A 15076-nucleotide genomic window follows, 5' to 3' on the forward strand; every position below is an offset into this window, starting at 1 on the left:
AGCTGAAAATTATTTATCCAACTTGAATCAGCTTGTTAAACGCGATTGTCGCCGGATTAGCTAAACGGCCTGCGACGCTTAAGCGCCATAAGACGCGCTCGACATGTAGGCCTTTAACAGGAACTACAACTAGCGTGCCTAGGCTGATCTGGTCGCGTATCGTAGCAACTGAAATCATCGCGATGCCAAGGCCGCCTGCAACGAGCTGTTTAGTCACCTCCGTACTACCGACTTCAAGCTGTCGAACTGGGTAGACCTGCTTTGCGTTCAAGGCATCCGCGACCACCTCGCGAGATCCGGAGCCCGGTTCTCTTACAATAAATATTTCGTCCGTCATACGATGCGGATCAATTGGTTCTGTCGTGTTTGCAAAACTATGCTCCGGCGAAGCTATAAGCACCATCTCATCTTTACGCCAATATTCGCTCACAATGCCAACTTCTTGGACGGGACCTTCAACCAAAGCCACATCGATTTCATGGGAAATCAGTAATTGGGTTATTGACCGTGTGTTCGCGCTTATAATATTGAGCTTAATACCGGAATACGCACGATGAAATATACCAAGATAGGGCGGTATTATATAAGTTGCGATCGTCGTGCTCGCTCCGATCCGTAATGTACCGCCGCCGAGGGCTCGCATTGCATGCAATTCTTCTTCAGCATTCCGCTCTATGGCGAAGAGAACTTTAGCATGCTGCATGAGAGCTTCGCCCTCTCGAGTCGGACGGACACCTCGTGCGCCTCGATCGAGCAATCTACACCCTACCTGAAGTTCAAAGTCGCGTACCCCCTTCGAGATTGCGGGCTGACTGATGCGTAACTCGTCAGCGGCTCGGGAGAAACTCCCGGTCTGAGCCACGGTCGCGAACAGCCGCAGAAGGTGGAGATTGAGTGCCATAACCTCAGTTTATAGCCCTAAAATTGAATTATATTTGCATGAATCATATCAAAAAGAGGAGAGTTATGGCGCGATATGGGCCTCGGATAGAAAAATGATGCCGCCTCCCCCGTTGATCGGACGAGGGAAGGAGAGAGTTCCGAGGCTCAAGACGGTCCGGATGGCGCTTGCGGCGCACGCCCCGGGGCATCGATCAGGTACCGTCTGGGAGACACGCCATGCAACTCGCCACCGATCCACCTATCGGACTAAGAGTCGAACTTACCGCTTCTGATAGGGCGGTTGCTGCAGTCACGACTGACATTGCCGGACGCCTGGAGAGGCTGCCGATGTCGGCCTACCAGCGCAAGATATTCGCGATCATTGCCTCTGCGTGGCTCGTTGATCAGGTCGACGTTGCTCTCCTGACCTTCCTCCTTGGCTCCATTGTCGTCGCCTTCGGATTGACGCCGACCGAGGCGGGACAGCTCGCGGCAATGACCTTCGCCGGCCAGCTCGTAGGCAATGTGATCGCTGGAATGGCCTCGGACCGCTTCGGACGCAAAACGGTGTTCCAGGTGACGATGGTCATCTGGGGCTTTGCCAGTCTCGCAGCCGCCGCTGCGTGGAGCCTGCCCGCTCTGATGGTCTGCCGCTTCCTGATCGGGGTCGGGGTCGGCGGCGAGGCCCCGGTGGCGCAGGCGATGGTCTCGGAGATCGTACCCGCGAACGTACGCGGCAAGTACATCGCCTTCATGGAGGGGTTCTGGGCGATCGGCTACGTCCTTTCGGGAGCGATCAGCTTCTTCGTGCTGCCCTATCTCGGCTGGCGCTGGGCCTTTGCAATCGTCGGTTTACTTTCGATGGTCGTGCTCTTGGTACGACGCTCTATGCCGGAGTCGCCGCGCTGGCTCGCCGATAACGGTCGCCACGCCGAGGCGGATGCAGTGATGTCCATGATGGAGCACGAAGTCGAGCGCGCCACTGGCCGGCCGCTACCTCCCGTGGCTCCTTCCGTCACTGCCGTGGCCTCTGTTCCGGTACCGCACCAGAACCCAGTCAAGACACTATTCTCGCCAGAGTATCGGATGCGCACCGTGATGGCCTTTGGGATGTGGTTCTTCGCGCTGATCGGCTTCTTCGGCCTCAATTCCTGGATCGCGGTGCTGCTGAAGGAGCGCGGCTTCTCCATCGTTGGCTCTGTCGGGTTCGTGACGCTGATCACCGTCGGCGGCATCCCCGGCTTCTTCACCGCGGCACTGATGCTGGAGAAGGTCGGACGTAAGGCTACGACGGCGGGGTTCCTAATCTGCGCGGCCGTGGCGGCCTACGTCTACGGCAACGCCGTCGACCAGACCTGGCTGTTTGTCTCGGGCTTCGTGATGCAGTTCTTCATGTTCGGCATGTGGAGCTGCCTCTACGCCTACACCCCGGAGCTATACCCGACCCGGGCACGGGCGACGGGGGCCGGCTTTGCCTCGGCCTTCGGGCGGATCGGTGCGATCCTAGGGCCGATGATCGTGCCGGTGCTGGTACGGGACTACGGCCCAGCCACCGCCTTCCAGGTCGGCGCGGGCGGTTTTGTGATCGCCGCGATCCTCGTCTTGACGCTAGGCGTTGAGACCCGCGGCAAGGTGCTCGAAGCTGTCTCACACTAAAGCGAATTCGCCGGCGCGCGGCCTGGCGCGCCGGTCCCTTTAGTACCTGCTAGAAAGTTCAGAAAATGCCTGTCGTCGATATGCGCAGCCGCCCCACCTTCCTGCACGCCTTCTTCGGCGCCGAGCCAGATACACCGTCCTACGGCGTCGTGCGTTGGCTCAACAAGCGCGTCGGCACGCAGGAGATCGATCACTTCACCCGCGGCATGACCGTCGAGGGGTTTCGCTCCGAGATGGACGACGCCGGTATCGACGTCGCAATCATGGTGGCCCGGTCGGTACCAGGCGTCCGGATCCCCAACGATGCTCTCGCCGAGGTCGCCCGGCATGAGCCCCGGCGACTCATCGGTATCGCCTCCATCGATCCGATCGAACTTGGCCGAGACGCAGCGGTGGCGGAGGCCAAGCGCGCCGTGACGGAGCTCGGCTTCAAGGCCATCAACATCGATGCCGGCTTCTACGCGGAGGGGATGCGGGCCGACGACGATCGTTTGATGCCGCTCTACGAGCTAGCTCAAGACCTGCGCGTGCCGGCCTTCGTAATGTCGGGTCCGACCACACCAGACCTGCGTCTCAACGATCCGCTGGCGGTCGATCGCGTGGCAAAGACGTTTCCGAAGCTCCCATTGGTCTGTTGCCATGGCTTCTACCCGAACGTCGCCGAGATGGTCACCGTTGCATTCCGGAACGAGAACGTCTTCGTCTCGCCCGACATGTACACCTTCGCGGTTGGTGGAAAGCTCTATGTGGAGGCGGCCAACGGCTTCATGAAGGATCAGTTCTTGTTCGGCTCCTCCTTCCCCTTCAGGCCGATGCGTCAGGGCGTCGAGGATTTCCGCGCTCTCGGGCTGTCGGACGCGGCGCTCGACGCCGCATTGTGGCGTAACGCCGATCGGCTGCTCAATCTTGGCCTTTCCGCCTAAGGCTGTCGGTACACATAAAATATCGGGAGGCTGCGAAAGACATGCTGAGACGCGATATCCTGCTGGGTGCGGGCGCTCTGGCGCTCGCTGGACGCCCTGCGTTTGCGAGCGAAGCGGATCTCCCCTTCGGCAACGGCGACCGCAAGCTCGTGGCCTATCCCGGCAAGCGCCCGCTCTTACAGATGACCGCCCGCCCGCCGCAGCTCGAAACGCCGTTTTCCGTGTTCGACGAAGGCGTGATCACCAAGAATGATGCGTTCTTCGTGCGTTACCATCTCGCCGATATTCCGACCGAGATCGATCCCGAGACCTTCCGCGTCACGATCAAGGGTCACGTCGACAAGCCGCTGTCACTCTCGCTGGCCGAACTCAAGGCGATGCCACAGGCCGAAGTGGTCGCGGTGAACCAGTGCTCGGGTAACTCACGCGGGTTCTTCGAGCCACGCATGGCCGGTGGACAGCTCGCCAACGGCGCCATGGGGAACGCCCACTGGAAAGGTGTCTCGCTCAAAGCCGTGCTGGACAAGGCCGGGGTCAAGGCCGGAGCGGTGCAGGTCTCGTTCGAAGGACTCGACGGACCGATCCTGCCGGAGACTCCGGATTTCGCCAAGGCGCTACCGATCGACCACGCCAACGATGGCGAGGTGATGCTGGCGTTCGCCATGAACGGCGAGGACCTGCCCTGGCTCAACGGATATCCGCTTCGCCTCGTTGTGCCGGGCTTCTACGGCACCTATTGGGTCAAGCACCTCAACGCGATCACCGTCCTCGACAAGCCGTTCGAGGGGTTCTGGATGAAGTCCGCCTATCGCATCCCGGACAATCCGTGCGCCTGCACCGAGCCCGGCAGGGCGCCGACAAGTACGGTCCCGATCGGACGCTTCAATGTCCGCTCCTTCGTGACCAATCTCACTGACGGCGCCAATGTGAAGGCCGGCAAGTCCGACCTGCGCGGCATCGCCTTCGACGGTGGCTCCGGCATCAAGGGCGTGGACGTCTCTACCGACGACGGCAAGACCTGGATGCCGGCCAAGCTCGGGCAAGATCTCGGGCGCTATTCGTTTCGGCCGTGGACGCTCGCTGTGGACCTCTCCGCCGGGGCGCATGCCATCAAGGTCAAGGCTACGGGTAACGACGGCACCAGCCAGCCCATGGAGCCGCGCTGGAACCCAGCCGGCTACATGCGCAACGTCGTCGAGACCACTCGCATCCAGGCAGCTTGAGGGAGGCGGACATGATGCGTTTCATCTACGCGACCACCCTGATCCTCACGGCCGGGGGAGCCCTTGCGGCCCCGAAGACCTACACGCTGCCCGAGCCGACAGCGCAGCTCAAGCCAGCCGAGGGACATACGGCCGGCCTCGAAGCTGCGCAGGCCGCCTGCCAAACGTGCCACTCCGTCGACTACATCGCGATGCAGCCGCCGGGGAAGGGCAAGGCGTTCTGGGAGTCCGAAGTAACCAAGATGATCAAGGTCTATCATGCACCAATAGACGAGGCCGATGGCAAGGCCATTGCCGCCTACCTCGCCGCCACCTATTGAGCGCGCCCGCGCGACCGGTCTGTGTCCGCTGCTGCGAACCGCGGCCTATCGCATCGCCACGAGCTGCGTCGCGTAACTTGCGACCTGCGAGACCAACGGCACGTCGTAGACAAAGATCCGGCCGGCGACGATGAGCAGGGCTAGCCCCCAGAACACCGCGCCGCCAATCCGGCGGGCGGCCCGATCCCCGGCATCGCTCATGCAGGCGCGGGCGACGCTGTCAGCGACGGGTTCGCCGAAGGGTTCGAACGTAACGGCGAGCCGCGGGTCGGAGAGCGTGCGCATGAGTGGTAAAATCGCGCTTCAAGACGCAACGTTCAACGGACGCGTCTTCCGAAGTTTCGCCCATGCGGAGAGCATCCTTCTATCGGTGCCCGTCATGGCGCAAGGTTTCTTCCCATGGCGCCGAGACCTCGCCCCGTGAGCCCACACGCGTCTCCCGGCTCCGTGCCCGACGCAGCTAGCGGTGCTCCCGTTGCCGTCGCCACTTCCGCCACCCCGCCCCTGACGGCGAGCCATCGTGAAGAACCTGCGGCCATGACGAAGACCACGGTGCTACCGGGCATCGTTTTGTGCCTGGCCATCGCCGGCGTCTCGGTGGCGGCCCAAGCTGTAGAGGAGCGGGCACTGGAGCACCCCTACGTCGAGGCCTTGGTGGTAGCGATCCTGCTGGGCATCGCCGTACGCACCGTGTGGGCACCGGACGCGCGCTTCCGCAGCGGCATCGCGTTCTCGGCAAAGCAGCTGCTGGAGGTCGCCGTCGTGCTGCTCGGGGCTTCCCTGAGCCTCGGGGCGATCGTCGCCTCCGGGACGGCACTGCTCGTGGGCATCGTCGCCACCGTGATCGTCGGGATCGGCGCCAGCATTCTGATCTGCCGGGTGCTTGGCCTGCCGGCCCGGATGGCGATCCTGGTCGCCTGCGGCAACGCGATCTGCGGAAACTCGGCCATCGCCGCGGTCGCCCCGGTGATCGGCGCCGAGCCCAAGGACATCGCCGCCTCGATCGCCTTCACCGCGGTGCTCGGCGTGCTGATGGTGCTCGGCTTGCCGCTGTTCGTACCGCTCGCTGGCCTCTCCGACAACCAGTACGGCGTGCTCGCCGGGCTCACCGTCTACGCAGTGCCGCAGGTGCTCGCCGCCACCGTGCCGGTGAGCCTCCTGAGCACCCAGGTCGGGACCCTGGTGAAGCTCGTACGCGTGCTGATGCTCGGCCCGGTGGTGGTCTTTTTCTCCTTGATCGCGCCCCGCCTGCCGCCAGAGCTGGGCGCGGCACCCCCGAAGGCCGGGCGGCCTGGCTTCACCAAGCTGGTGCCGTGGTTCATCCTCGGCTTCCTAGCGCTAGCCTCCGCTCGCTCCCTCGGCCTGATCCCCGACGCGGCGGTCGCGCCGCTCACCCGGCTTGCGGGCTTCCTGACCGTGCTCTCGATGGCGGCACTAGGCCTGGGCGTCGACGTGCGCGTGCTTGCCCGGGTCGGCGGTCGGGTGACGCTCGCTGTCACCGGGTCCCTCGTGGTGCTGGTCGTTGTCAGCCTACTACTCATCCGCGGTCTCAGAATCGTTTAAAGGACCAGCGAGCGCCAAGGATGCCACCAGCGCGGATTGGTCCCATATTCTCGCGTTGTACAGACGACCCTATTGTCGGGAAAACGGTCGGATCTCCGACACATCGGTTAGGTTGTTATCGACCCTTCGCAGACTCTTGGAAGGTCCGCTTCGCGGCAGGGTGGTAAGCGCCGACCTAAGACCGGGTAGGGTGGGAAGCAGCTTGGCTGCTTTCAGTCGCAACACGTTCTTAAGCGGACCTAGGATGACCCGCCGTCTCCTAATGGACGGCCCGACCCGTCTCAGCGCCGAATTCCGTTAGGGTCGGATGCCGACTTCATTGGAGGCGGCGCGGAAGTGCTCTGCCTCGGGAGACAGCGTGATCCACAATTGCAAAGCCCCGGTCACGCGACGCCTCGTGCTGGTCCGGCATGGCCAGAGCGTAGCCAACCGATCCGGCCTGTTCACGGGATTGCTAGACTCGCCCTTGACCGAGCAGGGCCGGATGGAAGCCGAGGCAGCCGGGCGGCGTTTGGCAGAGCGCAGCTGGCGCTTTTCCGCTGCCTTCACCTCGACGCTGACGCGGGCCGTCGTGAGCGGCCGGCTTATTCTCGATGCGCTCGGGCAACCCGGATTGGTCCCCCAACGCTTCGCCGCGCTCGACGAGCGAGACTACGGCGACCTCAGCGGGCTCGACAAGATCGCCGCCGATGCGCGCTGGGGGGCGGAGCGGATCGAGACCTGGCGCCGCTCCTACGCAGAGGCGCCGCCGAACGGTGAGAGCCTGCGCGATACCGTCGCCCGCATCGTCCCATGCTACCTCCGAACCATCCAGCCGGCGGTTATGGGCGGAGACGTGCTCGTCGTCGCCCACGGCAATTGCCTGCGGGCGCTTGTCATGGCGCTTGAAGACCTGAGCCCCGCGGAGGTCGAGCACCTCGAACTCGCGACGGGCTCCGTCAGGATCTATGAGCTTGCTGCGGACACGACGATCACGGCCCGCTGGATCGACGGGTGAATCCGCCTGTCGGCCCGCCACAATGCGTCTCCGCAAAGTCTGAAGGGGTCCGCATTTCATCTATTTCAGTGATGAAAAACATCTAATCATTCCGTTGGAGTGAATGAATGGGACCTGGGATCCTCCGGCATCACATCGGAGCCATCCATGTCCGCGCTCAGACTTTTCTCCCACTCTTGTTCGACGCGTACCTTGGCCGGCATGAGAGCCATCCTTCCGGGAATGGGCCTCTGCGTGGCGGTCACCGCCGCAGCGATCGGCTTCGAAGCCGCCGAGGCGCATCTGTTCGGTCGTGCCTGGCTCGAAGCCCTGGTGCTCGCGATCCTGCTCGGCAGCGCGATCCGCACCATTTGGACCCCGTCGCAGCGTTTCTTTCCCGGCATCGCCTTCGGGGCCAAGACCGTGCTGGAGATCGCGGTCGTACTACTCGGCGCGTCGCTCAGCCTCGCGACGATCCTCGCCGCCGGACCGGGCCTGCTCTTCGGCATCGCGGGCGTCGTCGTCGTGGCGATCCTGTCGAGTTACGGCATCGGCCGAGCGCTCGGGCTGCATCCGCGCATGGCGATCCTCGTGGCCTGCGGGAACTCGATCTGCGGCAACTCGGCGATCGCGGCCACGGCACCGGTGATCGGCGCCGACGGCGAGGACGTCGCCGCCTCCATCGCCTTCACCGCGGTGCTGGGCGTGCTGGTGGTGCTCGGCTTGCCGCTGCTGGTGCCGCTGCTCGGTCTGTCGCCGATGCAGTACGGCGTGCTCGCCGGCCTCACCGTCTACGCCGTGCCGCAGGTCCTCGCCGCCACCGCGCCGGTCGCGGCGCTCAGCGTCCAGGTCGGAACCCTGGTGAAGCTCGTCCGGGTGCTGATGCTAGGCCCGGTCGTCCTGGTGCTCTCCCTCGGCGCGAGCCGGCTGCGCGAGGAGACCGACGAGTCCGCTCCCGGCGTCACCGCCGGTGACCGCCCGGCCCCCGGCGGCCTCGCGATTCACCGCTTGGTGCCGTGGTTCATCCTCGCCTTCCTGGCACTCGCGGCACTTCGCTCGGCCGGGCTGATCCCGCAGGTCGCGCTCGCGCCGATGTCAGAGACCGCCAACATGCTGACCGTGGTCTCAATGGCGGCGCTCGGCCTCGGGGTCGACGTGCGCAGCGTCGCCAAGGCCGGCGCGCGGGTGACCCTCGCGGTGGTCGCCTCGCTCCTTGCGCTGGGCGCCGTCAGCCTCGGCCTGATCCACGTGCTCGGCCTCGTCTGATCCGCGCTATGACATCGATCCGACTCCTTGATGAAAGAACTGCCGTGACACGTTCGTCCCAATCTTCGTCCGAGGCGGTCGCGCAGGCGACGGGATGGTTGATGGGGCCGGGTCGCGAAGCGGCGGACGCGGCAGCCCTTCTCGACGGGTTCAGCGCGTGCCTCTCGGGGCTCGGCCTGCCACTGGCCCGCGCCACCACCCACGCGCCGACCCTGCATCCGTCGTTCCGCTGGGTGATGCGCGTCTGGCATCCCGGAGCGTCGAGCCTCGCTCTGCGTCGCCGCCACGGCATCGAGGGTACGCCGACCTTCCACGGCAACACCGTCGAGCACGTGGTCGAGACCCGCACCCCGTTCCGATGCCGTCTCGACGGGGATGGGCCGCTGCCGTTTCCCGTGCTCGGCGAGCTTCGCGACGAGGGTCTGATCGACTACCTCATCGTGCCGCTGCGCGCCGCGCGTGGACGCATGGGCGCCGCCTCCTGGGCCACGGCGAGACCGGGCGGCTTCACGCCGATCGAGATCGACACGTTGCTGGCGCTAGTCGAGCCGTTCTCGCTGCTGTTCGAGATCAAGGCGCTCGACGACATGCTCGGCGCGGTGCTGAGCGCCTATGTCGGGCGCGACCCGGCACGGCAAATCCTGGCCGGCGCAGTGCGGCGCGGCGATGTACGTCTGATGCGGGCCGCGATGATGCTGACTGACTTGCGCGGGTTCGGTGAACTGTCCGACCGGCAGAGCCCCGACCGTGTCGTGGCCGCCCTCAACCGGATGTTCGATGCCATCGTGCCGGCCATCGAGGCGGAAGGCGGCGAGGTGCTGAAGTATATCGGCGACGGGCTACTGGCCGTGTTCGATGCCGATCGCGACGAGGCCGCGGCGCGCCGTGCCGCCTTGCGTGCCGCCGAGGCCGCACTCGCTGCGCTTGCGACCTTGCGCGACGGTGACACAGCTGCCTTCGAGGTCGGCGTCGCACTTCATGTCGGGGAGATCGCCTACGGCAATATCGGCGGCGGCGACCGGGTCGACTTCACGGCGATCGGCCGCGATCTCAACGTGCTCGCTCGTGTCGAGCGCCTGTGCAAGACCTACGACAAGCCGCTGATCGCCACCGACACTTTCATCGACGGATTGGCGCATGCCCTCGAACCGCTCGGCATTGTCGCCCTGCGCGGTTTCGCCGAACGTCACGCCTTGTTCGGGCATCGCAGGACCGCGCCTGTCGAAGCGCCGGCGGCGTGACGCCTAAACGGCCTCCGTCACCACAGAGGCGGAGATCGAAAGTTTCTAAACCATCGCATTGAGAGATCGTTCGCATCGCGAATGACCGTTGGAGGGAATAAACTTCATCTCATAGCATCCCCCTGGTCGCGAGGAATCGCGACGGGTCCGATGCTCTCGAACGCATCGACGCCGACATTCTTAGGGGAGAGACCATGCACGGACTGGACAGACCGACGAACCGCCGCCTCGTGTTGGGTGGACTCGGGCTCGGAAGCCTCGCCGCCGCGCTGCCGGCCTGGGCCGCGGGCTCGGTGAAGCTTCCGCTGCCGGGCGGCCCAGACGAGCGGACGCTGACCACGGCCTTTCCGGGCAAGGGCGAGATGATCCTTCAACGCACTCATCCGCCGCTGCTGGAGACGCCGTTCTCGGTATTCGACGAGGGCGTGTTCACTCCCAACGACCGCTTCTACGTGCGTTGGCACTGGGCCTCGATCCCGACCGAGGTCGATGCCGGCACCTTCCGGCTCAAGGTCCACGGTCATGTCGAGAAGGAACTCTCGCTCTCCCTCGACGCCATCGCCGGCCTGCCGCGCTTCGAGATCGCCGCGGTGAACCAGTGCTCGGGCAATTCGCGTGGGCTGTTCGAGCCGCGGGTGCCCGGCGCGCAATGGGCCAACGGCTCGATGGGCAACGCCCGCTGGACCGGCGTGCGCCTCAAGGACGTGCTCGAAAAGGCCGGGGTGAAGTCCGGCGCCGTGCAGGTGCGCTTCAGCGGCCTCGACGAGCCCGTGGTCGACGACGCGCCGGACTTCAAGAAGTCCCTCGATCTCGACCACGCCAACAATGGTGAGGTGATGATCGCCTACGCGATGAACGGCGAGCAACTTCCGCTGCTCAACGGTTTCCCGCTCCGCCTCGTGGTGCCGGGCTGGTACTCGACCTACTGGGTCAAGATGCTGTCCGACATCGAGGTGCTGGACAAGCCCGACGACCAATATTGGATGAAGATCGCCTACCGCATACCGGACGTGCCGGGCGCCAACATCAAGCCCGGCCAGACCGGCTTCAAGACGGTGCCGATCAACAGGATGGTGCCACGCTCCTTCGTCACCAATTTGACCGAAGGTGCAAAGGTGGCGGCTGGAACGCCGGTGGCCATCCGCGGCATCGCTTTCGGCGGCGATTGCGGGGTAAAGGCGGTCGACTTCTCCGGAGATGGCGGAGCGACGTGGTTCCCGGCCCAGCTCGGCGCGGACGAGGGCCCCTACAGCTTCCGCCGCTTCGAGGGCAGCCTACCGGCGCTGGCCTCCGCCACCCACACGGTCAGGGTCCGCTGCACCAACACCAGCGGCGTCGCGCAGCCCATGGACCGGGTCTGGAACGGCGCCGGCTTCATGCAGAACGGCATTGAGGCCGTGTCCTTCCAGGCCGCTTGAGGAGACCAGCTATGCACCCGATCCGCCCTGCGGCCCTCATCGTCGCGCTCATACTGTCTCCCCTGGTGGCGCTCGCCGCCCCGGCTCCCGAGCCGATGCGCTTCACCTCGCAATCGATCGAATTCCCGACCTCCGACCGGATCTTCCCCGACGGACCGGGGGCCGAGGCGGTCAACAACAACTGCCTCGCCTGCCACTCGGCCGGGATGGTGCTGACCCAGCCCAAGCTCACGAAGGCGCAGTGGACAGAGACCGTGAACAAGATGGTCCACGTCTACAAGGCGCCCGTCGATCAGGCCGACGTGCAGACCATCATCGACTACCTCACGACGTTGAAGCCGGCGCCCTGAACCCCCGAATCCCGGGGCCGCCGCGTTTTTTCGCCGGCCTCGGGGAATAAACCGCGCCTTCCGGCGTCTCCCCAGGGCGATGCACGGCCGGCCCGGCCTTGCACCACGGATTTCCGATTTTGAACCAGCCCTCACGGCAGGCCCCGGCCGCCGAACGAGCGCGCATGCCCGAGAGACCCGCTTTATGAACCATATCCGTACCAGCCTCCGCGCCCTCTTCGCCGGAGCCGCCTTGCTCCTAGCCCATGCCCAGCCCGTGTTCGCCGCCGGCTTCGACGGCGCAATCAAGAACAACGCCCTGGCGCTGAACGCCGCCGGGACCGTCGCCGCTGTGTCGAACAGCGAGGAGAGCGCCGTCGTCGTCTACGACGTCGCCAAGGGCACGGTGCTGCGCCGCCTCGACGGCTTCGTCACGCCGCGCAACATCGTGTTCGCGCCGGACGGCGCCCGCTTCTACGTCTCCGACAGCGGCACCGGCCGGATCACGGTCTACGAGACCGCCACCGGGAAGGAGGCCGGCGTTCTCGCCGCGGGCCCCGGCTCGTTCGGTACGGTACTCTCGGCCGACGGGGGCAAGCTCTACGTCAATAACGAGGCCGCGAGCACGCTGACCGTGTTCGACACCAAGACCATGCTCGCCGAGGCTGTGATCCCCGGCTTCGCGCAGCCGCGCCAGGGCGTGAAGCTGTCGCCGGACGGCAAGACCGTGTTCGTGACGAACTTCCTCGGCGACAAGATCACGTTGGTCGATACCGCCACCAACAAGATCACCGGCGAGATCGCCGGGTTCGACAAGCTGCGCGCCATCTCGATCACCAAGGACGGCAAGACACTGTTTGCCGCCAACAGCGGCCGCAACACCATCGGCGTGGTCGATGTCGCCGCCCGTAAGGTCACCTCCGAGGTGGCAGTGGGCAAGGACCCCTACGGCGCCGCGCTGACCCCGGACGGGCACTTCGTCTATTCGGGCAACCTCAAGGATAACTCGCTCTCGGTGATCGACACCGGCACCCTCAAGGTCGTCGCCACGGTGACCGGCCTGAACGAGCCGCGCCAGGCGATCGCGTTCTCGGCCGACAACGCCCACGCCTACGTCCTCAACCGCGACCTCAGTGTCGCCGTGGTGGACCGGGTGAAGAACGCGGTCATCTCGACGATGAAGCCCTGAGGCGACGCGCGCCGGGGGCCTTGTCGGTTCCCGGCGCGTTCTCGTCGTCGACACCTCACGAACGCAGGACAAAGACCCCATGCTCGGCCTGTTCCAGCGCAAGGACCGCCTCATCGTCCACGGCAAGGCGCCCTACAACGCCGAGCCGCTACTCGATCGCCTACGCGCCGCCTTCCTCACCGATCAGGCCGACTTCTACGTCCGCAGCCACGGCGACATCCCGGACCTCGACGCCGACGGCTACCGCCTGACCGTCGACGGGATGGTCGTGACGCCGCTCGAACTGTCCGTCGCCGATCTGAAGGCACGCTTCGCGCCCGTCACCGTCACGGCGGTGATGCAATGCGCCGGCAACCGCCGGTCCGACATGTTGGCGGTGGCGCCGGTCTCCGGTGACCCGTGGGCGGCCGGCGCCATCGGCAACGCGGAATGGACCGGCGTGCGCCTCGCCGAGGTGCTGCGCGCGGCCGGCCTCGACGCGGGCGGCGCACGTCACGTCGCCTTCGAGAGCCACGACCGGATCGCGGACACGGACACGCGCTTCGGCGCCTCGATCCCGCTCGCCAAGGCGCTGGCCACCGAGACGCTGCTTGCCTTCGCGATGAACGGCGAGCCTCTCGCCCCCGAGCACGGCCATCCGTTGCGCGTGGTGGTGCCGGGCTTTGCCGGCATCCGCAGCCCGAAATGGCTCGCCCGCATCACGGTGCAGGATCACCCCTCCAACAACCCGATGCAGGCCGACGACTACAAGCTGTTTCCGCCCGACGTGACCGCCGAGACCGCGGACCCCGCCCACGGCATCACCATCGAGGCGATGCCGCTCAACAGCGCGATCTGCGAGCCCGCCCGCGGCGCAGCGTTGAAGGCCGGCCGGCACGCGATCCGCGGCTACGCCATCGCCAGCGACCGCGCGGTCGCCCGCGTCGATGTCTCGACGGATGGCGGCCGCAGCTGGGCGCAGGCCCGGATCTGCCGCGACGCCGACGCGCCCTACGCCTGGACGTTCTGGGAGATCGAGCGCGAGCTGACGACCGGCGAGCACGAACTCGCGGTGCGGGCCTGGGATTCCGCCGGCCAGACCCAGCCGGCCGCGCCCGACGACACCTGGAACTACAAGGGCTACCTCAGCGCCGCCTGGCACCAGGTGCGGGTAACGGTGGCCTGACCGTCATGCCCAGAGCAGGGCGGTAGCCGCGAGACCCGAGATTGCGATCAGCAGGGTCGCGATCCCGACGGTGAGGATGCGCGGCATCATCGGGATCTCGGCATGGGCGAGTCGCGCTCGGATCGCCCGGTCCCGCCATGCGGCGCCGGCGAACGAGGCGAGCGCGCAGGCGATCAGCGTCAGCGACAGCACCTTCAGCGGCCAGACCGCCAGAACCTCCCGCAGGAAGCGCTGCGCGGCGAGGCCGACGCCGAGGAAGGCGAGCCCGGTGCGAAGCCACGCTACGAAGGTGCGCTCGGCCGCCAGCACGGTCCGGTCCTCGGCGAGCCTCACCCGCGGGTCGTCGGGGGGCACGGGTTTCGCAGGATCGCTCATCCGGGATCCGACGTTGCGATGAGTTCGAGCAGCGCGTCGGCGGCCCGACTGCGGTAGCGCTCCTTGTGGCGCAGCACCCGGAACGGTCGGCTTGGCAAATCGAACGCCGCCCGTACCAGCGTCCCGGCTTGAAGCGCTGCGGCGACCACGGTCTCGGACAGGACGGCGGCTCCACCTCCGGCCTCGACGGCGGCGCGCACCGCCTCGTTCGAGGGCAGTTCGAGCGTGACTCGGAGATGGGCCGGGGCGAGGCCGGCATCCGTCAGCGCCGCCTCGAAGGCCGAGCGGGTTCCCGATCCCGCCTCGCGCAGCACCCAATCGGCCCCGGCGAGGTCCTTGGATTCGAGGGCAGTCGCGCTGGCGAAGGGATGACCGGGGGCGACCACGAGGACGAGTTGGTCCCGCGCGATGGTCGTGCTCGCGAGCGTCGGGTCGTCCAGCGCCCCCTCGACGAAGCCGAGTTCGGCCGTGCCCGCGCGCACCGCGTCGGCGGCGTCGGTGGTGTTGCCCACGGCCAAGCGGATGGCGATCTCAGGGTAGGCGCGGCGGA

General features: G+C 65.9%; 16 protein-coding genes and 1 pseudogene. 12 read left to right on the forward strand and 5 right to left on the reverse strand.

The features are described 5' to 3' along the window. Positions 1–13 precede the first annotated feature (13 nt). Both FV234_RS22845 and FV234_RS26795 read right to left on the reverse strand, forming a co-directional pair. The gene (locus FV234_RS22845; protein ID WP_246686285.1) at positions 14–703 is read right to left on the reverse strand and encodes a LysR substrate-binding domain-containing protein; all 690 of its coding nucleotides are present in this window, start codon (positions 701–703) and stop codon (positions 14–16) included. 66 nt (positions 704–769) lie between these two features. Then, positions 770–901, reverse strand: a pseudogene (locus tag FV234_RS26795) (LysR family transcriptional regulator); the annotation flags it as partial. Positions 902–1230: 329 nt separating this feature from the next. Here FV234_RS26795 and FV234_RS22850 point away from each other — a divergent pair. The 4 genes from FV234_RS22850 to FV234_RS22865 all read left to right on the forward strand — a co-directional run bounded on the left by FV234_RS22850 (position 1231) and on the right by FV234_RS22865 (position 5004). Then, the gene (locus FV234_RS22850; protein WP_238272051.1) at positions 1231–2538 is read left to right on the forward strand and encodes an MFS transporter; all 1308 of its coding nucleotides are present in this window, start codon (positions 1231–1233) and stop codon (positions 2536–2538) included. 65 nt (positions 2539–2603) lie between these two features. After that, complete coding sequence (locus FV234_RS22855; protein ID WP_147831844.1) at positions 2604–3461, forward strand: amidohydrolase family protein; 858 nt, start codon at positions 2604–2606, stop codon at positions 3459–3461. 41 nt (positions 3462–3502) lie between these two features. Then, positions 3503–4684: a molybdopterin-dependent oxidoreductase gene (locus tag FV234_RS22860; RefSeq protein WP_147831846.1), complete on the forward strand. Its 1182-nt coding sequence runs from the start codon at positions 3503–3505 to the stop codon at positions 4682–4684. 11 nt (positions 4685–4695) lie between these two features. Then, positions 4696–5004, forward strand: coding sequence for a cytochrome c (locus FV234_RS22865; protein ID WP_147831848.1), 309 nt, complete (start codon positions 4696–4698; stop codon positions 5002–5004). Positions 5005–5049: 45 nt separating this feature from the next. Here FV234_RS22865 and FV234_RS22870 read toward each other — a convergent pair whose 3' ends face one another. After that, a complete protein-coding gene (locus FV234_RS22870; protein WP_147831850.1) occupies positions 5050–5289 on the reverse strand; it encodes a hypothetical protein in 240 nt (79 codons plus the stop codon). A gap of 252 nt (positions 5290–5541) precedes the next feature. Here FV234_RS22870 and FV234_RS22875 point away from each other — a divergent pair, with 252 nt between their 5' ends. The 8 genes from FV234_RS22875 (at position 5542) to FV234_RS22910 (ending at position 14151) form a co-directional block, all read left to right on the forward strand. Beyond that, positions 5542–6567: a putative sulfate exporter family transporter gene (locus tag FV234_RS22875; protein ID WP_147831853.1), complete on the forward strand. Its 1026-nt coding sequence runs from the start codon at positions 5542–5544 to the stop codon at positions 6565–6567. A gap of 358 nt (positions 6568–6925) precedes the next feature. Beyond that, a complete protein-coding gene (locus FV234_RS22880; protein ID WP_147831855.1) occupies positions 6926–7564 on the forward strand; it encodes a 2,3-bisphosphoglycerate-dependent phosphoglycerate mutase in 639 nt (212 codons plus the stop codon). Positions 7565–7711: 147 nt separating this feature from the next. After that, a complete protein-coding gene (locus FV234_RS22885) occupies positions 7712–8809 on the forward strand; it encodes a putative sulfate exporter family transporter (protein ID WP_147831857.1) in 1098 nt (365 codons plus the stop codon). A gap of 332 nt (positions 8810–9141) precedes the next feature. Further along, a complete protein-coding gene (locus FV234_RS22890; protein WP_246686283.1) occupies positions 9142–10050 on the forward strand; it encodes an adenylate/guanylate cyclase domain-containing protein in 909 nt (302 codons plus the stop codon). A 194-nt stretch (positions 10051–10244) separates the two neighbouring features. Then, positions 10245–11468 (forward strand): molybdopterin-dependent oxidoreductase, encoded by a 1224-nt coding sequence (locus FV234_RS22895; protein WP_147831861.1) that lies wholly within the window; start codon positions 10245–10247, stop codon positions 11466–11468. 11 nt (positions 11469–11479) lie between these two features. Next, positions 11480–11818, forward strand: coding sequence for a cytochrome c (locus FV234_RS22900; RefSeq protein ID WP_147831864.1), 339 nt, complete (start codon positions 11480–11482; stop codon positions 11816–11818). A 184-nt stretch (positions 11819–12002) separates the two neighbouring features. Beyond that, complete coding sequence (locus FV234_RS22905; RefSeq protein WP_147831866.1) at positions 12003–12986, forward strand: beta-propeller fold lactonase family protein; 984 nt, start codon at positions 12003–12005, stop codon at positions 12984–12986. Between the two features lie 79 nt (positions 12987–13065). Next, entirely contained in the window at positions 13066–14151 is a 1086-nt protein-coding gene (locus tag FV234_RS22910) for a sulfite oxidase (protein WP_147831868.1), read from the forward strand. 3 nt (positions 14152–14154) lie between these two features. Here the strand turns inward: FV234_RS22910 and FV234_RS22915 are convergent, their stop codons facing one another. Then, a complete protein-coding gene (locus FV234_RS22915; protein ID WP_147831870.1) occupies positions 14155–14526 on the reverse strand; it encodes a DUF202 domain-containing protein in 372 nt (123 codons plus the stop codon). Next, positions 14523–15076: LysR substrate-binding domain-containing protein (locus tag FV234_RS22920; RefSeq protein WP_246686284.1), on the reverse strand; the 554-nt coding region annotated here is incomplete at its 5' end. The genes FV234_RS22915 and FV234_RS22920, both read right to left, overlap by 4 nt.

Origin of the sequence: Methylobacterium sp. WL8 (assembly GCF_008040045.1) — a bacterium.
Taxonomy (GTDB): Bacteria; Pseudomonadota; Alphaproteobacteria; order Rhizobiales; family Beijerinckiaceae; genus Methylobacterium; species Methylobacterium cerastii.